At 58.7% G+C, this 22,417-nt stretch carries 20 protein-coding genes and 1 pseudogene; 8 read left to right on the forward strand and 13 right to left on the reverse strand.

Features of this window, described 5'->3' with window-relative positions; genetic code table 11:
- Window positions 1-170 precede the first annotated feature (170 nt).
- Entirely contained in the window at window positions 171-932 is a 762-nt protein-coding gene (locus BN2476_RS06555) for an SDR family NAD(P)-dependent oxidoreductase (protein ID WP_087733356.1), read from the reverse strand.
- A gap of 12 nt (window positions 933-944) precedes the next feature.
- A complete protein-coding gene (hisD, locus tag BN2476_RS06560) occupies window positions 945-2,258 on the reverse strand; it encodes a histidinol dehydrogenase (protein ID WP_087733357.1) in 1,314 nt (437 codons plus the stop codon).
- A gap of 234 nt (window positions 2,259-2,492) precedes the next feature.
- Between hisD and BN2476_RS06565 the strand changes: the two genes are divergently transcribed.
- On the forward strand, window positions 2,493-3,479 hold the full coding sequence (locus BN2476_RS06565; RefSeq protein ID WP_235850737.1) for a LacI family DNA-binding transcriptional regulator: 987 nt from the start codon (window positions 2,493-2,495) through the stop codon (window positions 3,477-3,479).
- A 249-nt stretch (window positions 3,480-3,728) separates the two neighbouring features.
- Entirely contained in the window at window positions 3,729-4,487 is a 759-nt protein-coding gene (locus BN2476_RS06570; protein WP_087733359.1) for an SDR family oxidoreductase, read from the forward strand.
- 61 nt (window positions 4,488-4,548) lie between these two features.
- Here the strand turns inward: BN2476_RS06570 and BN2476_RS06575 are convergent, their stop codons facing one another.
- The 6 genes from BN2476_RS06575 to BN2476_RS06600 form a co-directional block, all read right to left on the reverse strand.
- Entirely contained in the window at window positions 4,549-5,022 is a 474-nt protein-coding gene (locus tag BN2476_RS06575; protein ID WP_143810913.1) for a MarR family winged helix-turn-helix transcriptional regulator, read from the reverse strand.
- A 147-nt stretch (window positions 5,023-5,169) separates the two neighbouring features.
- Entirely contained in the window at window positions 5,170-5,937 is a 768-nt protein-coding gene (locus tag BN2476_RS06580) for an enoyl-CoA hydratase-related protein (RefSeq protein WP_087733361.1), read from the reverse strand.
- 309 nt (window positions 5,938-6,246) lie between these two features.
- Window positions 6,247-6,504 (reverse strand): putative quinol monooxygenase, encoded by a 258-nt coding sequence (locus BN2476_RS06585; RefSeq protein WP_087733362.1) that lies wholly within the window; start codon window positions 6,502-6,504, stop codon window positions 6,247-6,249.
- 254 nt (window positions 6,505-6,758) lie between these two features.
- Complete coding sequence (locus BN2476_RS06590; protein WP_087733363.1) at window positions 6,759-7,934, reverse strand: acetyl-CoA C-acyltransferase; 1,176 nt, start codon at window positions 7,932-7,934, stop codon at window positions 6,759-6,761.
- A 191-nt stretch (window positions 7,935-8,125) separates the two neighbouring features.
- A complete protein-coding gene (locus tag BN2476_RS06595; RefSeq protein WP_087733364.1) occupies window positions 8,126-10,204 on the reverse strand; it encodes a 3-hydroxyacyl-CoA dehydrogenase NAD-binding domain-containing protein in 2,079 nt (692 codons plus the stop codon).
- 191 nt (window positions 10,205-10,395) lie between these two features.
- Entirely contained in the window at window positions 10,396-10,833 is a 438-nt protein-coding gene (locus BN2476_RS06600) for an acyl-CoA thioesterase (RefSeq protein ID WP_087733365.1), read from the reverse strand.
- A 575-nt stretch (window positions 10,834-11,408) separates the two neighbouring features.
- Here BN2476_RS06600 and BN2476_RS06605 point away from each other — a divergent pair.
- From BN2476_RS06605 to BN2476_RS06625, 5 genes and pseudogenes are all read left to right on the forward strand, one after another.
- Window positions 11,409-11,699: a transposase family protein gene (locus tag BN2476_RS06605; RefSeq protein ID WP_087733366.1), complete on the forward strand. Its 291-nt coding sequence runs from the start codon at window positions 11,409-11,411 to the stop codon at window positions 11,697-11,699.
- Between the two features lie 235 nt (window positions 11,700-11,934).
- Window positions 11,935-12,375 carry an IS66-like element accessory protein TnpA gene (gene tnpA / locus BN2476_RS06610; RefSeq protein WP_087733367.1) on the forward strand — a complete coding sequence of 147 codons (441 nt, stop codon included), beginning with the start codon at window positions 11,935-11,937 and terminating at the stop codon, window positions 12,373-12,375.
- A complete protein-coding gene (gene tnpB / locus BN2476_RS06615) occupies window positions 12,375-12,728 on the forward strand; it encodes an IS66 family insertion sequence element accessory protein TnpB (protein WP_235850746.1) in 354 nt (117 codons plus the stop codon). Before tnpA ends, tnpB begins: the two co-directional genes overlap by 1 nt.
- Before the next feature lie 89 nt (window positions 12,729-12,817).
- Window positions 12,818-14,458, forward strand: a pseudogene (gene tnpC / locus BN2476_RS06620) (IS66 family transposase).
- A gap of 43 nt (window positions 14,459-14,501) precedes the next feature.
- Window positions 14,502-15,146 (forward strand): hypothetical protein, encoded by a 645-nt coding sequence (locus tag BN2476_RS06625; protein WP_143810914.1) that lies wholly within the window; start codon window positions 14,502-14,504, stop codon window positions 15,144-15,146.
- A 444-nt stretch (window positions 15,147-15,590) separates the two neighbouring features.
- Here the strand turns inward: BN2476_RS06625 and BN2476_RS06630 are convergent, their stop codons facing one another.
- Complete coding sequence (locus BN2476_RS06630; protein WP_087733410.1) at window positions 15,591-15,989, reverse strand: RidA family protein; 399 nt, start codon at window positions 15,987-15,989, stop codon at window positions 15,591-15,593.
- Between the two features lie 122 nt (window positions 15,990-16,111).
- Between BN2476_RS06630 and BN2476_RS06635 the strand changes: the two genes are divergently transcribed.
- Window positions 16,112-17,056 (forward strand): LysR family transcriptional regulator, encoded by a 945-nt coding sequence (locus BN2476_RS06635; RefSeq protein WP_087733370.1) that lies wholly within the window; start codon window positions 16,112-16,114, stop codon window positions 17,054-17,056.
- A 390-nt stretch (window positions 17,057-17,446) separates the two neighbouring features.
- Here BN2476_RS06635 and BN2476_RS06640 read toward each other — a convergent pair whose 3' ends face one another.
- The 4 genes from BN2476_RS06640 to BN2476_RS06655 all read right to left on the reverse strand — a co-directional run bounded on the left by BN2476_RS06640 (window position 17,447) and on the right by BN2476_RS06655 (window position 22,408).
- Entirely contained in the window at window positions 17,447-18,610 is a 1,164-nt protein-coding gene (locus tag BN2476_RS06640) for a PAS domain-containing sensor histidine kinase (protein ID WP_235850738.1), read from the reverse strand.
- A gap of 279 nt (window positions 18,611-18,889) precedes the next feature.
- The gene (locus BN2476_RS49495; protein WP_087733411.1) at window positions 18,890-20,434 is read right to left on the reverse strand and encodes a methyl-accepting chemotaxis protein; all 1,545 of its coding nucleotides are present in this window, start codon (window positions 20,432-20,434) and stop codon (window positions 18,890-18,892) included.
- A gap of 189 nt (window positions 20,435-20,623) precedes the next feature.
- On the reverse strand, window positions 20,624-22,072 hold the full coding sequence (locus BN2476_RS06650; RefSeq protein WP_087733372.1) for an NAD(P)(+) transhydrogenase (Re/Si-specific) subunit beta: 1,449 nt from the start codon (window positions 22,070-22,072) through the stop codon (window positions 20,624-20,626).
- Window positions 22,073-22,408 (reverse strand): NAD(P) transhydrogenase subunit alpha part 2, encoded by a 336-nt coding sequence (locus tag BN2476_RS06655; RefSeq protein WP_087733373.1) that lies wholly within the window; start codon window positions 22,406-22,408, stop codon window positions 22,073-22,075.
- Window positions 22,409-22,417 lie beyond the last annotated feature (9 nt).

Raw genomic sequence — 22,417 nt, forward strand, 5'->3', positions numbered from 1 at the left:
GGCGGAGCCGACGGGGTTGCACATTTTGTCGATGCCCCCGCCAGCACCAATCGGATTCAAGGTTTGTCGAACACCTACATACCGTCAACGTTCAAGCGATCCCTTGTGTTCTTTGCTCTTCGGTACCAGCAACACAGGCCAGTCGACGCTCCCGATGATTCCTATACTCGTCAGGCGGCGGTCCAGCCGCCATCCAGCATGAGCGCGCTGCCTGTGACGAGCGATGAAGCTTCGCTCGCAAGGAAGACCACGACCCCCATGACCTCCTCGACCTGCCCGACCCTGCCGAGTGCGATCTTCGATGTTACCCAGTCGCGGAATCCGGGCGCCTTGAACATCTCTTCTGTAAATACCGTCTCAATGAAGGTCGGACAAACCGTGTTCACACGGATCCCGTGCGCCCCGAGTTCCCAGGCGAGAGCTTTGGTCATCCCTTCGATTGCATGCTTGGTCGCGCAGTAAACGGTGCGCCCGGGACTCCCCACGTGCCCCATCTGCGACGAAACGTTGATGAACGACCCGCCCTGCCTGGTCTCCAACAGACCCTTTGCCACGGCACGCGACGCGTAAAATGCAGCCTTCACGTTCAGCGCCAACATTGCGTCGATGTCCTCGTCTTTCACCGCTACGAGGTCCGTCGGCCGGTTCATTCCCGCGCTGTTGACGAGCACGTTGAACGGCCCACGCGCGAAGACCTCACCGGTCACCGCTGCGGAATCCGTAACGTCGAGCACGACGTAATCGCTGACGCCACCGGCAGAGTTGATCGCTTCGCATGCTTTTTCGAGTTCTTCCGCCGTTCGCGCCGCCAATGTGACGTGGGCACCAGCCTGCGCAAGGGCAGCCGCAGCGGCAAGACCAATTCCCCTGCCGGCTCCCGTTACCAGCGCCGTCTTCCCATCGAGCCTGAAACTCGGAAGCGTCGGTATCATTCTTTAATCGTCTCACGCGACCACGGCGGATCCATACGGCACGTCCCGATGCCCATACCGGCGGACGCGAATGTTGGCTTGTTCGCCGTGACCAATCATGCCCTCAATGGCACAGAGCCGTGAGCAGTAAGCCCCAATCATCGCACTGGCCTCGTCGGTCAGGACCTTCTGATAGGTGCAGGTCTTGATAAACTTGCCAACCCACAGACCGCCTGTATAACGTGCGGCCTTGCCAGTCGGCAGCGTATGGTTCGTGCCGATGACCTTATCGCCGAAGGCCACGTTCGTTCGCGGGCCAAGGAAGAGCGCTCCATAGTTCTTCATGTTGTTGAGGAAATAGTCCGGATCGCGAGTCATCACCTGAACGTGCTCGGAAGCGATGCGGTCCGCTTGCTGCACCATTTCTTCCAGCGTGTCGACGACGATAACTTCGCCATAGTCGCGCCATGAAGCACCCGCGGTGTTTGCAGTGGGCAGAATCTTCAGCAAGCGCTCGACTTCGGCGATCGTCTCCTGCGCGAGCGCCAGCGAGTTCGTCAGGAGGACAGCTGGCGTATTGAAACCATGTTCAGCCTGACCCAAAAGGTCGGTCGCGCACATCTCGGCATCCACGCTGTCGTCGGCAATAACGAGCGTTTCCGTCGGACCAGCGATGAGGTCGATACCGATGCGACCGAACAGCTGACGCTTCGCCTCGGCAACAAACGCGTTGCCCGGCCCCACCACCATCGCTACCTCATCGATTGTTTGGGTGCCGAGAGCCATCGCAGCGATCGCCTGCACACCACCGAACGTATAAATCTCGTCGGCGCCACCGAGGTGCATCGCAGCGACCACTGCGGGATTTGGCTTGCCATGCACCGGGGGTGAGGCAGTGATGACGCGTGGCACGCCGGCGACCTTCGCTGTTACGACACTCATATGCGCCGACGCAACGAGCGGGAATTTCCCGCCGGGCACGTAACACGCAACACTGTCCACCGGCATGTTCTTGTGGCCAAGGACGACACCCGGCAGGGTCTCCACCTCGACGTCACGGAGCGCCTCGCGCTGCGCCCGCGCAAAATTGCGCACCTGCGTCTGTGCAAACTTGATGTCGTCGAGTTGGCCTTGCGACAAAGCACCGACGCAAGCTGCGATTTCGCTTTCCGAAAGCCGGAAGCTTTCAGGAGACCAGTTGTCGAACTTCTTCGACAACTCCGCCACCGCTGCATCTCCGCGTTTGGCGACATCGGCGAGGATTTCAGTGACCGTGTCGCGCACTTTTGCAGCGTCCAGGGAAGATTCTTCAGCGCTGCGGCCGTGCTTCAGATATTGGATTGCCATTTGCTTTTCCTGTCAGGATGGTTGACCAGATTTGCCTTCCTGGTGACGGAGGCCTTGCGCTACCATTGATGCAAATCTATCGCAAATATTTCGTGCAAAGGAATGCAAACGATAGACGATTACCCTAAAGGTACTGTCTTCGGGTCATCTCCAGAGGCGAACTATTAATTCATTATGCGAACTGGTGCAAAACGTCCTGCCGACGCGAAACCCGTCAAGGTAAGGCTCGAGGACGTGGCCAAAAAACTGGGCATCTCGGTGTCGACGGTCTCACGCTCGCTGGCAGGCCACCCCGCGATTAGCAGCGACACCCGGGGTTCAGTGCAGGCGGCGGCTGCCGAACTCGGCTATCGGGTTCCTGCGCAAGGGCGGCGAGCGAAGAAATCGGCGACCAAGCTGATAGGTGTCGTGGTCGGTGCGCTTCACAACCGATTCATGACTGTTCTGCTGACACATCTGCACGACGCGTTGCAGGAACTTGGTTATCAGATCACCCTGATGATCGATTCGATGAACGACTCTGGGAACCTCCTTGCCTTCCGGCCCCTGATAGACGGCTATCTGGACGGTCTGATTTTCGCCACAGCGACGCTTGATTCCCCTGTAGTCGCCGAGATGCAACGGCGAGGAATCCCACTTGTGCTGGTCGTCCGCTCAGTGGACCACGTGATGGTTGACACCGTGGAGATTGACAACGTTTACGCAGGAGCGGTCGCGGCCGAGCATCTGTACGAGCTGGGTCATCGGCGAATCGGCCTCGTGATGGGACCGCAAAACACTTCCACGAGTCGTGATCGTGCGATCGGTGTATCGAGCTGCCTGAAGGAAATTGGCTTGCCACCGGAGTCGATATCGCTTGTCTGGGGCGACTACACGACCGAGTCTGGCTATTCGAGCACGATCTCGATGCTCCGTGAGGCGGATCCGGTTACAGCTATCGTCGCCGGGAACGACATGATCGCGCTGGGTGTCTTGGAGGCCGCGAAACGGCAAGGCATTCGCGTGCCGGACCAACTCTCCATCATTGGTTTCGACGACATGCCACTCGCGGGGTCGCCACTAGTGGGGCTCACTTCGATACGCCAGCCCGTCGAGGCGATGGCCCGTACGGCGGCGCGCCGGCTCGTTGAGCGGATCCGCGCGGGAGGAATGGGAGCGTATGCACATGATGTACTGCCGATCCAGTTGGTGCGTCGCGACACTACGGGCCCTCGAAGTTAAATGCATGCGGTGCCGAAAGGACGCCAGCAAAATAGGCAATTGCTCTTTGACGTTCGAGATCGAGTAGACGACCTACTGTTCATGCGGGATGAGCGCCAACGAACTCGGAAGGACTCGGCCATGTGGAAGTCCGCTACATGCGTATCGAGCTGAGCGATCAGACTGTGACCAACGGCTACAAGGCAAACTGTCAAATTGGGTAAATCGTAGGCTAAGATACGGTCGTCGACGATCTGTACCGAGACCGCCATGCCTGATGCGAAGAAAACAGCTCTTGTAACGAACGCTGCTGGATACGCGGGTCCGCCAGCCGTGACCGCTCTGTGCAACTCTGGGTTCAGGGTCTTCGTGCATGACGCGACGTTCAAGGACCCTGTAGCGATAGCACATTTCCTCCAAATGCATCCGGCTGCAGAAGTCATTTGCGCGGACAACCCTGCGACACTCGTAACCGAGGCGTGGAAGACGGCGGGGCAGCTCAACGCGATCATTTGCAACGACCACTATCCAGCGGTACAGATCTCATCTGAAAAGGCGCCTTTAGACGAGTTCAGACAAACGCTCGAATATCTCGTGCTCAATCCGTTTGCATTGCTGCAGGCAGCGATTCCTCTTTTGAGAGATCAAGGTGGTGGAAACATTGTAATGATCACGTCGTGCCGCACGCACGCGCCTATTCGAGGTGGCGCTATTCCTGATGCAGCAAGGGCTGCGGCCAACGCGCTGGTAAAGTCGCTGGGGGTAGAGCTGGCTCCGGATGCGATCGCGGTTAACGCAGTATCTCCTAACTTTTTGTACAGCGAAGCTTATTATCCGAAAGCAATATTCATTGACGACGAGAGAGGGAAAGATTATGTAACCAAGAATGTTCCGGCTGGACGACTCGGTCGACCAGATGAAATCGGCGATGTGATCAGGTTTCTGGCTTCAACGGAAGCGCGCTTCCTTACTGGCGCGATTATCGACTTCAATGGGGGTTGGCCGTCATCATCGGTTCGCCCTACCTGATTCCTTACTTTTCTCCGCACGTCGTGGTCCGCTGTCAAGCCGAACCAGCGGGACAGGAGCGTCATCGCGCGAAAGAAAACAATTCTGCCCGCAATCGTTTGGCCTTCGCACTGCCATAGACCTTTTCGAGCTCCATTTGTGCGGCCCTCAAGTGCACGCTACCCCGTTCCAGCTTTGCAAGGCCAAGCTCGGTTAGCGAGAGTATGCAGCGTCGGCCATCGTGTGCATGGCTTGCTTTCAATAGTAGTCTCGCGGAAATAAGGGGTTTGATGGCGCGCACTAAAGACGTACGCTCCATGACTAGAATCTTGCTGAGTTCGTTCATCGTCATGAATTCATGTTCTCGCAATACCATAAGTATCTCTAACTGCCCTATGGTAACCGATGCCTGTGCTAAGTGCCGGTTGTAGATTCTCGAAACATAGCGCTTAGCTTGATTCACTGCGAAGCAGTAGTCCTCTTTCAGTGTGTGCTCGATAGCTCCCTCAAGCGACCGCCCCCCGCTGTCCGGCGTGGTTTGCAGATCGTCCTCCACCCTAGTAACTGCGCCTCGCAGGCATGGGATCATATACACGTTTATTTCTGACATGAAAAACCAACACTCGTGCGAAAAGCCGAGCGTCCGTGACGTGCAAAATTAAAAGAGCCCCGTCCGCTCAACCTTGGCGCAAGGGCCACAGGTTCATTCGAGGTCCTTCGGCGGCCGCTTCGCAAGGAAGGCCTGGAAGACTTCTCGGGCCTCAGGGGAGCCGAGCTGCCTCGCGAACTGCTGGCTCTCCGCCGTGATTTGTGCAAGGATTGACTCCTGGTCCCGCATGAGTTGCTTGGTGGCCGTCATCGCACCCAGGGGCCCAGATGCCAGCAGCTTTGCGGCAGACAAGGCTTCTTCGCGCACCTTCCCCTTCTCGACAGCCAGGTTGGCAATGCCCCACGATACCGCTGTGTCGCCATCCATGGGTTTGCCCATTGCGAAGAGTGCGAACGCTCTCGCGTGCCCAATGCGTGCAACCATCAACAACGTAGATGCAGCTTCTGGCACCAAGGCGAGATTAACGAAAGGGGCGACAAGCCTCGCATCGTGCGCAACGACGACAAAGTCACAGTGAAGCAGCAAAGTTACACCTATGCCGATCGCTTGCCCTTGCACGCCAGCGACGAGTGGCTTACGGGCTGTGGCAAGGGCCGTCAGAAAACGGTGCACGCTAGCTGGGATTTCGCTACGTTCAGCTTGCGCCCAGCCTGCGAACGCCGAGATATCGTTTCCAGCCGTGAACGTATCTCCTTCCGATAGGAGGAGAACGACGTGAATCTCCGAATCCCCCTGCGCAGCCTCGATCTGATCAGCCAGCGCAGCGTACATAGGCTCGGTGATCGCGTTCATCTTGCCAGGCCTGTTAAGGGTCACGACGAGAACGCCATCCTCAATTCTCTTTGTAATGAATTCAGACATGGTTAACGTCTCTACATAAGGTGTTTACCGGCCAGGCCAGCCAAGTCCTCGCAGGCGCAGGCACTTGACAGCGAGGTACACCTGCGATCAATTTAAGTCCTTAACGGCCGGGATATCGCGAATTGCATGCTGCCCTGAACGATCGGATGCTTGATGCCGAAAAGTCTGGCAACTCTCGATTTCACGTTTCAATTGCTTTCCTGCCGCTACTCGCCAATCCGGATACAGCTGATTTCTAGCGAGCGGAAGCATCCGTAATATGGGCCCCGCTCAAATCAAACGAAACCCTTGGCGTGCCTCCCTGAAGAATTACGTTGGGCCGTGAAGCGTAATCACTTCTGGCTTGCCATCGATGTAGTCCCCAAGCTTTCTTCCGAGAACGCGGTAGTGGTCGGACTTGCGGTGGGCGGCGGCCCCCTCTTCATCGCGGTAGCGCTCAAGGAATGAGTACGACGTGTCGGCATCGCCTTTGAGCAATTCGTAGCCCATGCATCCGGGTTCGGCGCGTGAGGCATCGACCAGTTGCCGGGCCGTCGAGCTAAACGCCTCGGATGTCCCGGGTTTGATTTTTCAGATTGACCAAGATCACGATCATCGAAAACATCCTTTTTATGCGTTACGCAACGGGTTTGTGTGTAGAAGAATCAAATAGGAGGTGGCAGAAAAATCACTACATCTTCGTAAGCTTTTAGCGGAAATCCCATGGTGGACCCCTTGAGCGAAAATGCGTCGAGCGGCTTGCTCGTTTAAACAGAGCCGACCTCACTAACGTGCAGCACGCGCACTCAGGTAAAAGCCACGATCACGACTTGCATGGATCCCTAGAGCACTTCGAAAACGGCCGCTGCACCCATGCCACTGGCCATGCACATCGTCACGGCGACGCGCTTAGCTCCGCGCCGCCGGCCTTCGATCAGCGCGTGGCCCGTCAGGCGCTGGCCCGACATGCCGTAGGGGTGGCCAAGCGCGATGGCACCTCCGCTCACGTTCAACCTCTCGTCTGGAATGCCAAGGAAATCACGGCAATAAATCACCTGAACCGCGAATGCCTCATTAAGCTCCCAAAGGTCGATATCGTCCGTATTCAAGCCCAAGCGCGCTAGCACCTTGGGTACGGCAAAGATTGGCCCGATTCCCATCACTCCTGGCTCGCAACCGGCCACTGCGAAGCCAAGAAAACGCCCGAGCGGCTCCAGGCCGTGCCGCTCGGCATAAGCTTCACTCACGACCACGCACGCGCCCGCGCCATCGGAAAACTGGCTTGCATTACCCGCGCTTACGACGCCACCTGACAGCGCGGGCCTGATGCCGGCAATACTCTCCACCGTGGTTCCTTCGCGTAGCCCCTCGTCGCGCGAGACATTTACCTCGCGCGTCACGAAACCAAGCTCTGGATCGACGAGCCCCCTCGTGACGGTGATTGGCGCAATTTCAGCTTCGAAGCGCCCGGCTGCCTGCGCCGCACATGCCTTTTGCTGGCTCGCTGCGCCATACACGTCCATCGCTTCTCGGCTAATGCCGTACACCTTGGCTACCTCTTCGGCCGTCTGCAGCATGCTCCAATAAATCTCAGGCTTGATCTGTTCCAACGAGGGGTCGATCGACATGTGCTGATTTGATTGATTCTGCACGCAAGAAATGCTTTCCACGCCACCGGCTACAAAGACCTCGCCTTCCCCCATGCCAATACGTTGGCAGGCCAGCACGATGGATTGCAGGCCCGAACCGCAAAAGCGACTAAGGGTTAGCCCCGGCACGGAGACACGCAACCCCGCCTTGATCGCGCTCTGGCGTGCGATGTTGTAGCCAGTGGCACCTTCTGGTGCAGAGCAGCCCATCAACACGTCCTCGACTTCGGCACCGTCGATGCCTGCACGCGCCAGCGCCTGTTGAACTACATGTCCCCCTAACGTGGCGCCATGGGTCATGTTGAATGCGCCTTTCCAACTTTTGGTCAGCGGAGTTCGGGCGGTAGATACGATCACTGCGTTGCTCATCTCGGTTTCCTGTATTCGATTAGCCAAACGACTTGCTTTCCGCCAGCAGCCGTTCGATTAGCGACGCTGGTGTCCAAACGCAGACTCGACCCTCGCCGGGGAGATGATTACTGCGTCATTCGTCACTTCTGTTTGCAAGTGCCGAACGTGCCGCGGGGCGCAACATTCCGGCATCAGGCAACCATAGCTATTCAATCGTTAAACCCCTGGCCCAAGTCGGCGAGCTTCTTCAAGAGCGGTGCGAGCTGCCACGCCTGCCCTTGGTAGCCCCGCGCATATTTCCGAATCGAACGCGCGACGTTGTAAAGTCCGACCTCGTCGGCATAATGCATCGGACCGCCGCGGAACCGCGGGAATCCATAGCCGTTCAGGTACACAGTGTCGATATCGGAGGCCTTTGATGCGATGCCTTCCTCGACAATCAGCGCGCCTTCATTGACGAGCGCGTACACGAGCCGTTCGACGATTTCCTCATCGCTGATTCGGCGCCGGGCGATACCCAGATCCTCTGAATGACGGACAATCATGTCATTCACCTCTTTGCTGGGATACGCCTTTCGATCACCTGGTTTGTAGTCGTACCAGCCCTTGCCAGTCTTTTGGCCGAAGCGCCCCATTTCGCAAAGTAGATCGCCGACCTTTGAGTAATTGAAAGCTGGATTTTCGACAGCGCGTCGTTTTCGAATCGCCCATGCAATATCGTTGCCGGCCATGTCGATCATGCGAAACGGCCCCATGGCAAATCCGAATCGCTCGACGGCGCGATCGACCTGCTCGGGTAGCGCCCCTTCATCCAGTAGGAAACCTGCTTGCCGGCTGTATTGCTCAATCATCCGGTTACCGATGAAGCCGTCGCAGACGCCCGACACCACCGCGGTCTTCCCGATCCGCTTTGCGAGCGCCGTCACCGTGGCGAGAACGTCCCGACCCGTTTTCTTCCCGCGCACAACCTCGAGTAGCTTCATCACGTTGGCGGGACTAAAAAAATGCATGCCGACTACGTCGTGCGGGCGCTTCGTGAACGACGCGATGGTGTCGACGTCCAGCGTGGACGTGTTCGATGCCAATATCGCGCCAGGCCTCATCATTTCATCGAGTTTCCTGAATACGGCCTCCTTCGCGCTCATGTCCTCGAACACCGCCTCGATCACAAGGTCGGCGCCTTTGATGTCGTCGTAGGACAGCGTCGCGGTAAGCAACGACATGCGTTCCGCAATCTGATCCTGACTAAGCTTGCCCTTTTTTGCCGTGTCTTCGTAACTGCGACGAATGGCCTCTAAGCCGCGTGCGAGCGCGTCGGCAGTCGTCTCCAGCAGAGTAACGGGCAGGCCTGCGTTAAGGAAGCTCATACCGATGCCTCTTCCCATAAGACCTCCGCCGATCACCGCGACTTTAGCGATCTTGCGGGCAAGCGTATCGAAGGGTACATCGGGAACCTTGCTAGCGGCTCGCTCGGCAAAGAACGCATGCCGCAACGCGCGCGACTCCGGTGTGGACATCAGATACTGGAAAGCGTCGCGTTCCGCCAGCAAGCCTTGGTCGAACGGCCTAAGAGATGCCGCCACGGCCTCGACACATTTCAGTGGTGCCGGCAAGTTACCCGTAGCGGCGATGGTTGCTCCGGCGTATCCGAGATAGGCTTCAGCGCTCTCGTGTTGCACGGCAAGATCCCGCAAGCGCGGATGTGCGCTTGGCGAATGAGCTACGTTTCGCGCATATTTTTCGGCAGCCTCGAGCACACCATCTTCGACGACTTGATCGAAAAGCCGTGTATGTGCTAACGCACCGGCGGTCGTCGTCTTACCGGACACAATCATGTTCAACGCTGCCTCAAGGCCGATAGCGCGTGGCAGCCGCTGCGTCCCGCCGGCTCCCGGCAGCAGGCCGAGCTTCACTTCCGGCAGCGCAATGAGCGCGTCTTTCGCCGCAACGCGGTAGTGGCAACCAAGTGCCAGCTCGAGCCCGCCGCCCATAGCCACCGAATGAATCGCCGCCACGACGGGCTTGGGCGAAGCTTCGATAGTGTCGATCACGGTCTGCAGGGTAGGCTCCTGGAACGCCATTGGCGTTCCAAACTCACGGATATCCGCACCGCCCGAGAATGCGTTACCCGTGCCAGCGATGACGACAGCATTCACGCCATCGTCATCGAGTGCACGAACCATCGCGTCCAAGATCCCCGTTCGCGTGCGGTGGCTGAGCCCATTGACGGGAGGGTTGTCCAATGTAATGACGACCACGCCGCCGCGGTCCTGATATTGCGTTGTCATGCTGCTTCCCTTTCCTTTTGAAACTGTAGTGAATGACCCGGTGGAACTCGTCTGCGACCTTTGAAACCGATCGGACAGGTTTGTCTCACGTCTGGATAGTCCACTCGCTCGGGTCGCCTCCCACGATCGTTACGTCGAGGTAAACTCGCGGCCCGCTCCTCATTTGCGTCTGCGCCAAAAGCGCGCCCGTGTCAAACAACGAGGGCGGCAAGTGCTGAGCGCATCGGCTCAGGCAACTGCACCGGCCGTCGCGTGTCGCGATCGACGTACACGTGTACGAAATGCCCCTGCGCGGCAGGAGACGCATCACAGGTCGTGAACAGGCCAATCTCGTAGCGCACGCTCGACGTACCAAGCCGCGCGACGCGCAGCCCCGCATCGACCTGTTGCGGAAACGCGATTGGTGAAAAATAGTTGCATTGCGTCTCGACTACGAGACCGATCGTCCGACCGCGCTCGTAGTCGAGGACCCCGGCGCCGACCAGATACTCGTTGACAACCGTGTCGAAATAGCTGTAGTAGACGACGTTGTTCACGTGTCCATACACGTCGTTGTCCATCCAACGAGTTGGGATCTTCAGGAAGTGCTGATACTCATCGCGTGCACGCGGTTGGGGCTTTTCAGACATTGCAATAGCTATCGAAAGTCAGAACGGTTCAATTAGATGAACATCTTTGGTCGCGATTGCCGGATGTTGGCTCGCGACATACCGTGACCGAGGGCACGATCGGAGGCCGCTAGCAGCAGAAGCGCAGAGGCAGAGCCCCCCTCTTGACGAAGAACGTTTTCTAGCTGCAACGCCATGGCCATGACGAGCACCACCACGGCTTGAACGCACGCTGCAGTGACAAGTCCGCTCGTATAGCTGTTCCGTTACCGACGAAGTCGGCGTCGCTGTACAAATCGGCCAGGCGCCTAACAGAACCGCTCGATCAGGGCCGTGCCGATGACACGCCATTCGCTCACCGTATTCGCCGCGCCGGAGCGAGAGTCGTTCATAGCGCCATGCAACGCTTGCGTCATCATCTTATCAGAGATAAGTTTAGCACAATCAGGGTATTCCCGACACCTCTCGTATGTATCTGCGCTGGCAGATGCGTGTGGGGCGATGTGACTGTGGATGATTTTGGGCGCGGCTCAAACGACGTAATCAACTTAAGCCGTGCGCACTCGCATTCTTGCGGGTATTAGACGGTGGCCGGGATGCCACGGCTGTTAACTTGGAATTCCATCATCACGCAAGAGAGCGAAGTTTTTGGTGGCATATTTTCGGAACTGGGTGACCGTCGCAAGGCGCAGAGAAAGCGCTATGAACTCGCGCCGCTGCTGTGCGCTGTAGTACTGGCGACGGTGAGAGGCGCGAGCTCGCTCAGGGAGATCGCGGCGTTTATCGACGAGCGGCTGGAGGAGCTGAATCGACTGCTCGGTACGAACTGCCGCAAGGCGCCAAGCTGGATGACAATCGGACGGGTTCTTGTTGGAAACAGAGGATAACGAACTGGAGATCGCGATTCCCGCCCATGCTCACGCAGTGGCCTCGCCGCCCATCGCCCGGTAGTTCATCGCAATCGACTGCAGGTGAAGCGTCTCACGTGTGCTGGCATCGCAGCGAGGCGACTAGTGTCAGCCTTCGATCAGAATGATCGTAAGCGGTAATTTCCCCGCGTCTGGCGTGGTCAAGTGAGGAGGGTCAAGCTTGCGTCCGCAACCACAACTTGCGGACGCAAACATGACCCCAGACGATCTCGATTTCCTTCCCCTTAAAGTCACGCATATCGATGAAGGCGGCCGACGCTGCTTCGATCCAGAGGACAAACGCCGGCTGATCGAGGCGTGCCATAAACCAGGGGCGTCGGTTTCCGGACTGGCTCTCAAGGCTGGCGTGAACGCCAACCAGTTGCGCAAATGGGTCAAGCGGGAGTACGGGCAGAAAGCTGACGCCCATGCGCCGGCATTCGTGCCGGTCGTGGAAGTCGCGGCCCCCAGGCCGGCGACGCTGGAGGCCTTGGCAGCCCCAATGCGAGCTGAAACAGTGCGGGTGTCGCAACGTCCGCCTTTGCCGTCGCGGTTGACCGCGCAACTGCCCAACGGCGTGAGCCTCGAGCTTGAGTGCATGGCGCAGGATACGGCGCTGCTGAAGGCGATGATCGACACGCTGAGGGCAAGATGATGCTGCGCTTTGATAGCGACCTGCGGGTCTATCTGCATCGCGAGCCGGTCGACTTCCGGTGCGGTATCAATACCCTTGCCGCCGTGGTTGAGAATTCAATGCGACTGGATCCGCTCGCGCGCGCCGTGTACGCGTTTCGCAACCGTAAATGCAACCGGATCAAGCTCCTGCTGTACGAGCGCACCGGCTTCTGGCTGTTGCTGCGCCGCCTCGAGCAAGACCGTTTCGTGTGGCCGCGACGCGATCAGGAAGTGATCGAGCTGACGACGCAGCAGCTCCAGTGGCTGCTCGATGGCATCGACATCGACGCGCTTCGCCGTCATCCTGCACGTCATTACGAGCACGCCAGCTAGCCCGGTACGTTGCACGTAAACAACGGCCGGGCGCCTTTTACAAATTGACGTAAACCCACGGCGCACCGCGCTTCGCTATCCTGGAGCGCATGAAGAATGCACCTGACCTCAAGCGCGTACCCTGGGCTGTCCAGGGATATATCCACGCCCTCGAAGCTCGGGTAGCCGGCGACGCGAAACACATCGACGAACTGAACCAGCGCGTCGGGCAGCTCGAGGAACAGGTCCGCCTGCTTACGGCCGAGCGTTACGCGCCGAAAAGCGAAAAACGCAAGGATCGCGTGTTCGACGAAGCCGAGCAGATCGCCCGGAGCGAACCATGCGACGAGGAAGACGAAGGTATCCAGCCGGCGCTGCCTGACACCGGCTTGCCACCGGCCGGCAAGCCTGAGCGGCGCAAGGTGGGACGCAAGCCGCTGCCGGCGTACCTGAAGCGCGAACGCATCGAGTACGATCTGCCGGAAGAGCAGCGAGGTTGCCCGTGCTGTGGCAATCCGATGCATCGCATCGGCGAGGACATCAGCGAACAGTTGCATGTCGAACTCAAATGGACGGTTCACCAGAACGTGCGTGCAAAGTACGCGTGCCGGCACTGCGAGCGTCACGCCGAACATACGCCGGTCGTCCTCGCACCGATGCCGGTACAGCCACTCCCGGGCAGCCATGCGGATGCGTCGGTGATCGCAACGGTCGCGACCGCGAAATATGTCGACGGCATGCCGTTGTACCGGATGCAGGCCGCCATGGCCCGCTGGCAGATTCCGGTGAGCCGGGGCACGCTGGCACACTGGGTCATCCGCCCCAGCGAACTGCACTACACCCGCCTGTACGACGCGCTGTACAGGACATTGCTGTCGCAGTCGCTGATCCACGGCGACGAGACCACGCTTCAGGTGCTCAAGGAACCCGGCAGATCAGCCCAGAGTAAAAGCTATGCGTGGGTCTACCGCAGCGCCGAAGACTGCCCCGAACCCGTGGTGCTGTTCGAGTACCAGCCGGGGCGAGGCCAGGAGCATCCGAAGAAATTCCTCGGCGACTACAGCGGCATGCTGGTAAGCGACGGATACAGCGCGTGGCGCACGCTGAAAAAGGCAACGCACTTCGGTTGCATGGCGCACGCGCGCAGGCTGTTCGTCAAGGCGGACAAGGCAGCGCAGAAGAAAGGGGATGGCGAAAAGCCAAAGCCGCCGAACGCTCGTGTGGCAAAGGCGCTTGAATACTTCCAGGCCCTGTACCGTGTCGAGGCGCTGGCCAAAGGCGATCTGCCTGCCGGCCAGACACGTGCCGACTACACATACGATCTGCGGCAGAAACACAGCGTGGCGGTGCTCGATGCCTTCAAGGCGTAGCTTGACGAACTGGCGCCGAAGGTGACGCCCCAGAGCCTGCTCGGTAAGGCAATCGCCTATGCGCGTAACCAGTGGGAATATCTGAGCCGCTACGTCACTGACGGGCGAGCCGCAATAGACAACAATATCTGCGAGCGGGACATCAGGCCGTTTGCCACTTCGAGAAAGTCGTGGCTGTTCAGCGACACGGTCGACGGCGCAAACGCGAGCGCCACGATTTACAGTCTCATGCTGACGTGCCGTGCCTGCGGTGTCGAACCGTACGACTACCTGTTGCACGTACTCAAGGAACTGCCGCAGCGTCCACCGGGCGCCGACGTGACGGACCTCTTGCCATTCAACTATGCGCGGCATCAAGAGGCCAGGGCACAGGACGCCTGACACACCCGGCGCTCCTCGGCGGTACCCTACGCACAACCCTCAGTTGCATGATTCTCCGTTCGGTGTGCTAAAGCTGCCGCTTACGAATGATCTGATTGTGCTCGGCCACGTTGAGGTGTCGGAGAAGTCCAACGAAATCCCGGCTGCACAGACATTGATTGAATCGATGGTGCTTCCGGGCCGCGTGTTCACACTGGATACGCTGCATTGCCCCCCAAAAAACTCTGGCGCTTGCTTGGCTAAGGGCGCGCATGTACTCGTGCAGGTCAAGGGAAACCAGTCGAAATTACTGGCCGCATGCGAGGACCTGGCACGTCACTGCGCCCCGTTCCACTTCGACGTTCAGCATCACAAGGGCCACGGCGGCATCGAAACACGTACCGTGCATATTTTTGATCTGCCGCCGGACTGGCTGCCTGAAGGCAGGCAGCCGCTTGTGCAGCAGGTAGCCCGTGCCTTGCGCACAGTTGAGCGCTGCAAGGTGGCTCGGACGGACCCGGGGCTTCGCATGCGCAAGCTGGAAGAACTTAACAGCCTTGCCTCCGCGAGCGAGATAGGCCTGCCGCCAGTATTCCATTGCCGTCCGCTCCGCAGCCGGAAGAGGGACCGCTCAGGCTACGCCAACACTATGACAATTGGCATCGGCGGCATTGCGACCTTCCCATATAAGGAAACAGCAAGTCCCTGATCTAACGAATATTTTATATGGAGACAGACCGGAAAGCCTTGTCGCGCCGGGATGGCGCTAACCCGGTAAACGGCACGAAAATGACCGGCACCCTGATCCAGTCGCCGCCAAAAAACTACAGCGCGTCAGTCCACACCGAATGCGCCATTACGCACGCCACCTATGCACTGCCCGTGAGAAGAGCTGAAAACAGGTGCGCGACAATCGGCGCCGCGCCTCGATCCCGACGATTGCCAATGCAGAGCGATGAAGTCAAAGGGCTTGCCAGATGGATCAGGCTTCCACCGCACGGTAGCCCCGTGGACTCCCCGGCAGTCGTCGCTGTTCGACCCGACCTTCGATACCTGCTCGGTGTTACGTCGCTTTTCGAGGCGCAGCCGTCATTCAGTCGCGGGAACAGCCGCCCCACGTCTGGGAAAGACGCCAGCTCGCTTAACCGACGCGTCATTCGTTGAGCGGAAGCTTCGCAACGACCCTGATCTCAAAGTCGAAGCCGTAAAGCCATGTCACTCCGACCGCGGTGAGCGTCGGATGCGGCGCGTCGCCCCAGAACTCCGGCACGACCTGCCAGACGCGCTCGAATGTCGATTGCGGATCGACCATAAAAACAGTGACGTCCATCACATCGTCAAACGTGCATCCGGCCTCGCGCAGGATCGCATTCAGGTTTCGAAAAGCGAGCCGCACCTGTTCCTGCAGATCCGGCTCAGGCGTTCCATCCTCGCGACTGCCGACCTGACCCGATACAAATAGCAAACCACTCGCCCGTACGGCTGGAGAATACCTGTTACGTTCATAAAGCTCCCGACGTCCGGACGGAAATACCACATCGCGCTTGCCCACTTTCACCTCTGTTATCGGTTTCGATCAGATCACTCTACCGATCGGCGCCTGCGCGATAAACCATCAACCGTGTTCCTGACTGTTTGTAAAATGCAAACAATTCAGACACGAGGCAAACACTCATGGACCGCTTCGACGCGATGCGCGCTTTCGTCCGGGTAGTCGAGGCCGGCAGCTTCACGAAGGCGGCCGAGACGCTTCATATGAGCAAGACCACGGTGACGCATTTGGTCCAGCAACTCGAAGCGCGCTTGCGCGTCAGGCTGCTGAACAGGACGACGCGCCGAATCAACGTCACGCCGGATGGGATCGCGTACTACGAGCGCGTGACCCGGCTGCTCGCCGATATGGACGACGCCGAGACGAGCCTGTCGAGCGCATCTTCGGTGCCGCGAGGCCGCCTTCGCGTGGACGTGCCCAGCCCGTTCGCCCGGCTGATCCTCATTCCGGCGCTGCCGGCATTCCTCGCTCGCTATCCCGACATCCAACTTGACATGGGTGTGAGTGACCGCACCGTCGATATCATCAGCGAGAATGTCGACTGCGTTGTGCGTGGAGGCGAGCCGAGCAATCAATCCATGGTCGCCCGCCGCGTGGCGGAGCTTCCGCTTGGGGTCTTCACGTCGCCCGGATATCTCGCGTTGGCAGGTACGCCTTCGCATCCCGGGGAACTCGAGAACTCACATCACCGTATCATCGGGTTCTCGTGGGGACGCGCGGGCAACCTCTATCCGCTCGTCTTGCATCGCCGCGGCGAGACGGTAAAGGTGCAAGGCCGTTACGCGCTTGCCGTCGATGACGGCAACGCCTATCTCGCGGCTGGAGTGTCCGGGCTCGGGATCATGTGGCTCCCACGTTATATGTCGAAAGCTCATCTTGGAAGGGGTGAGCTCGTCGCGCTATTCGAGGACTGGCAGCTCGATCCGATGCCGCTTTACATCGCCTATCCGCCGAACCGCCATGTCAGCGCAAAGCTGCGTGTGTTTATCGACTGGGTCGTCGAACTGATGAACGAAGCTGCCCCTGTGCACGAGCGACGAGTCCGCGGGCATGGCGCTTCGCCATGATCGTCAGGCGAGCACCGAAGCCTTTCGCCTTACAGCATCGGGCGGTGGTGACGCGCTGAACAGGCGGGGCATTATGAGCCTTATTGCGCTGTTTTAGGCACGACCGCAACAACGTCCGATATGGGACGCGCGGCAGCCTTTTGTCCGACCGCGTACCTGCAACCCGTACGGCCACTCCTAGCCCGGATCCGGTCCGATGGCGCGGGTCGCTTACGCTGCTGCTTTTGCGGGTGGATTCTGGTCACCTCGCACGCTGCTCGCCTTTTGCCCTAGCCTTGCTGACGGATTGCTGGCGAAGCCGGCTACGAAGAAGAACGTCGCTGACGGTTAGTTGCGGACAAGATGGGCAGAAGAACCCAATGGTACCGAGCCCCAAACGCCGCACACCCGCTAATCCCGCGGCGGATTTGAATTGTCAAGCAATTTGACTGTTACCGTGGTTCCGGCGCCGGGCGAACTCATGATAGTAAGCTGCCCGCCTATCATCATCGCGCGCTCTTTCATCCCTGCTAATCCGAATGATTGATTTCTTCTCGACAACGCATCAAAGCCCCGACCGTCGTCGCGTATTTCCATCTGGCAGCCCTGCGATGATTGTTGCAGCGTAATGATCACGGTATTGGCCGCAGCATGCCGAACAACATTTGTCAGAGCCTCTTGCGCAAATCGGAAGAGGACTATCGCGCGCTCTTCGCTCATTATGATGTTCTCATCCTCCACGCAGAGGTGACACACCGTACGGCCGTTGCGGTTGAACTCGGCAACGAGCCACTCTACCGCCGCCACGATGCCCGCTTCCAAAGCAGCAGGGCGCAGGGATGCAATAACCCCTCTGACAACCCGTACCGTTTCGTCGATGATCGCAATCATGGACATCGTCTCATCCACGAGTTCGGGGTGGCCATCGCCCAGCTTCTTTTGTAACAGGGACGCGTGCATGCGGAGAGCGGTAAGGTGTTGCCCGAGTTCATCATGCATTTCGCGTGCGATGCGCTTGCGCTCTTCCTCGCGGGCCGTCTCGCAGCGAGACGTAAGCGCTTGCTGCATCTCACAGGACTCTTGCCGGCGACGTTCAATCTCCTTGCGCTCGGTCAAATCAACGACGAACGCTACGCTTTCATGTCCGTCCGCCCCGAAAGCGGCTATACCGACCATGACAGACACGCGGCTACCATCCTTCCTGACGTACTCCGTTTCTGTGGGTTGGGTACGCCCGTATGCGTTGAACTGTTTCATGGCCTGTTCGGTTCCGTCCACCCATTCCGAAGGCGTCAGATCCTGCCAGCGCACGCGACACGAGACAAGGTCCTCACGCGCATAGCCGACTATGCGGAGAAACGCGTCATTAGCATCAAGGATGTCGCCGTTAAGGTTCCACATGAAGATGCCGTCGATACTGGCATCCACGAGTTGCCGGATTCTCGCGTCGCGTTCCGCGAGTTCGCTGTGCAGACGCATGTTTTCGCGCAACACCGCAGTCTGCCAAGGTGAGTGCCGCAGCAGACGGCCGTCTTCAACACCGTAGAACTCGCGAATCCGACCGTCCAATTCCATTTCAGTTCTCCAACGCGTCATTTAGTCTGGGTACAAGGCATGTAACCAAGCTGCACCGAATACCCGGGGTGGTTGTCATCTCTCTAGTTGCATCACGCCGCATAAATCGCCGCGCGACATCAGGGGGAGAGGACTGTGGGTGCCGCACACGCCCGCCTTCACGATGAGGCGCCTCGCTGTTGCAGCAATGATGATCCCGTAGTCCTGGATGCAACGCCAAAACGCCACAGGATTCTTGGCAACCGTACCGGGATCGAACGCTTTGGTAGTGCACGCCCTTTATGCGACACGGAAGACGCTTACGGCCGCTCGTAGCTGCACCGCCTGCTCATCGAGTGCCGCTGCCGCGGCGGCTGCCTGCTCGACGAGTGCTGCGTTTTGCTGTGTGACATTATCCATCTGCGCGACCGCAAGCCCAACCTGCTCGATACCTCGACTTTGTTGGACCGACGCCGACGCAACCTCTGTCATGATGGTCGCGAGCCGCACGATTGCCGATTCAATGCTATCCATGGTGTTACCGGCGCGGCGGACCTGTTCCGCCCCTGTCTTTACCCGCAAGCCCGACGTTTCGATCAGCGCCCTGATCTCCTTCGCGGCAGAGGCCGAGCGTTGCGCAAGTGATCGAACTTCTTCGGCGACAACCGCAAAGCCTCGCCCATGTTCACCGGCACGAGCAGCTTCTACGGCCGCGTTCAACGCCAGGATATTGGTTTGAAAGGCGACACCTTCAATCATCGAGATAATCTCCGCCATGCGGTCAGCACTCTCGCTGATCTCAGACATCGTTCTGACAACGTCGAGTACGATCGCGCTGCCTTCGTTCGCGACGATGCGCGCTTCCTTCGCAAAATCGCTTGCCTGGTCTGCGCTCTCTGAGTTCTGTTTAACGGTAGCGGTAAGTTGCTCCATGCTCGCCGCAGTTTCCTGCAACGACGCCGCCTGCTGTTCGGTCCGTGAAGAAAGATCGAGATTTCCTGCGGCGATCTGACGGGCTGCATCCGCAATGGCGGTCGATGACGCCTTTATTGAGCTGATCGTATCCGATAGCCGGGCTTGCATTCTCGCCATCGAAAAGACGAGACTTGTGTCATCGTCGCTGGCAGGCTTCAAAGGGAAATCAAGATGTCCCTGAGCAATCTGATACGCGGCCTCTCTGGCAAACGCCGGATCACCGCCGATTTCCCGGCTCACGCTGCGAATGATCCATATCGCGAGTGCTGATGCGATCAGACCCGCGGCGAATACCTCCCCTCCCTGCATGAGCAACGTCTTGACGAAGACAGCATCGATGTCGTCCACGTAGGCACCTGTGCCGATGACCCAGTTCCAGCCGTTTAAGCTCCGCACCGCAGATATCTTCTCGGAATCGGTCGTCGCACCGGGTTTCGGCGTGCTGGTATAGATATAGCCTCGACCTATCCGCATCGCTTCCAGAATGCCCGCGAATATAAGCTTGCCCTTCGAATCCCGCAGATCGCCAACGTATTTTCCGACCAGCCCTGGACGTGCAGGATTTAGCAACATGACCGGTTCACGCGTCGTCACAAAAATGTATCCGTCAGTTCCATACCGGATGTGACCAAGATCCGACAACGCAGCGCTCTGAGCGTCGATGGCGCTCATCTTCCCCACCTTGGCCTTCGCCTCGTATGCTTCAATGATGTGGGTCGCGGCGTCAAGCACGGCTTCAAGTGTGGCCGCACGATCTTCGCGCAGGATGCGACGTTGGTGAAACGCGCTCAGGATGCCGATGGTCGCAAGTGTGAGCCAGACAACTCCTAGAAAGGACCACAGTTTTCGGTGAAACGACAGACGGCTCATGTACTTGCGATCTCCTGTCCCGATCTGGTGGACTAACGGGCTAACAACCGTAAAGGCAATTTGTAGACCGTTGGTCCGATCCGACCTGTGCACCGCCGCTACGAGACGTGTGCGAACGGCAACTTGATGTCGAGCAAAGGGTCAATCGAGTTAAGCGTCGGTTGAACCTTTGATGAAATATGCAAACTGCTAGGCCGCCTTGATCATTTCTTCAATCACCTTCTTGGCGTCACCAAAGACCATCATGGTCTTATCCATGTAGAAGAGATCGTTATCGAGACCGGCATACCCCGCCGCCATCGACCGCTTGTTAACGATCACCGTCCGAGCCTTATAGGCCTCGATAATCGGCATACCGGCAATCGGTGACTTCGGATCATTCTTGGCAGCAGGATTCACAACGTCATTCGCGCCGAGCACCAAAACAACATCGACCTGACCGAACTCGCCGTTGATGTCCTCCATCTCATGGACGATCTCATACGGCACTTCGGCTTCCGCCAGCAGCACGTTCATGTGACCCGGCATTCGCCCGGCAACGGGGTGAATTGCATACTTCACGTCTACGCCCTTCTCGACGAGCTTGTCCGTCAGTTCCTTCAGCGCGTGTTGGGCGCGTGCGACGGCAAGACCATAGCCAGGCACGATCACCACCGTCTCGGCATTGCCGAGCATGAACGACGCATCCTCCGCCGAGCCCGACTTCACCGGCTTCTGCTCGCTCGAACCGGCCACAGCCGCCGTGCCTGCTTCGCCGCCGAAGCCGCCCAGAATCACGTTGAAGAACGAGCGGTTCATCGCCTTGCACATGATGTACGACAGGATCGCACCTGACGAACCGACCAGCGAGCCCGCAATAATCAGCATCGCGTTGTTCAGCGAGAAGCCGATTCCTGCCGCCGCCCAGCCCGAGTACGAGTTCAGCATCGACACGACGACCGGCATGTCCGCGCCGCCAATCGGGATAATGATTAGCACGCCCAACGCGAACGCTATCAGCGTCATGGTGATGAACGGTGGCCACGATTGCGTCACGAAGAAGGCCACGCCGAAGCCAGTCATCGCAAGCGCGAGCAGCAGATTGATCAGATGCTGGCCCGCATACACGACAGGCGCGCCCTGGAACAGCCGGAACTTGTACTTGCCCGACAGCTTCCCAAACGCGATGACCGAACCCGAGAACGTGATCGCGCCGACGAACGTGCCGATGAACAGCTCGATCCGGTTGCCGTACGGAATGAAGCCCTGAATGGCCTCTTCCAGCCCGAGACCGAACGCAGCCGGCTCCGACACCACTGCATACGCGATACACACAGCCGCCATACCAATCAGCGAGTGCATCGCCGCAACCAGTTCCGGCATCTTCGTCATCTCGACGCGCGCGGCAACAAACGCACCGACCCCACCGCCGACAATCAGTGCAATGACCACCAGCGACAACCCTAGCGCGAGGTTCGAGCCGAGAAACTCAGCCTCCTTCGCGATCAGCGCGACGGTCGTAAGAATTGCGACAGTCATGCCGAACATGCCGAACACGTTACCCGTACGCGCGGTCTTTGGATTGGACAGCCCTTTGAGCGCCTGGATGAAGCAGACGGAGGCGATCAGATAAAGGAGCGTAACGACGTTCAGATTCATTTACGCACCCTCCTTCGCTGAGTTGTCAGATCCTGCAATCTTCTTCGGTTCCTTCTTCTTGAACATCTCCAGCATTCGCCTTGTGACGAGGAACCCGCCGAATACGTTGACCGCGGCCAGCGCCACGGCCACCGTGCCGAAGAACTTGCCAGCGCCGCCCACCGTCAGGCCCGCCGCGAGCATCGCGCCAACAATGACGATCGCCGAAATCGCGTTCGTCACGGCCATCAGCGGCGTATGTAGCGCCGGCGTCACATTCCAGACAACGTGGTAGCCGACGTAGACCGCCAGCACGAAAATGATCAGATTGATCACGGTATGGTTGACGACTTCCATCACCCCGTC

It is taken from the genome of Paraburkholderia piptadeniae, assembly GCF_900007165.1.
Classification (GTDB): domain Bacteria; phylum Pseudomonadota; class Gammaproteobacteria; order Burkholderiales; family Burkholderiaceae; genus Paraburkholderia; species Paraburkholderia piptadeniae.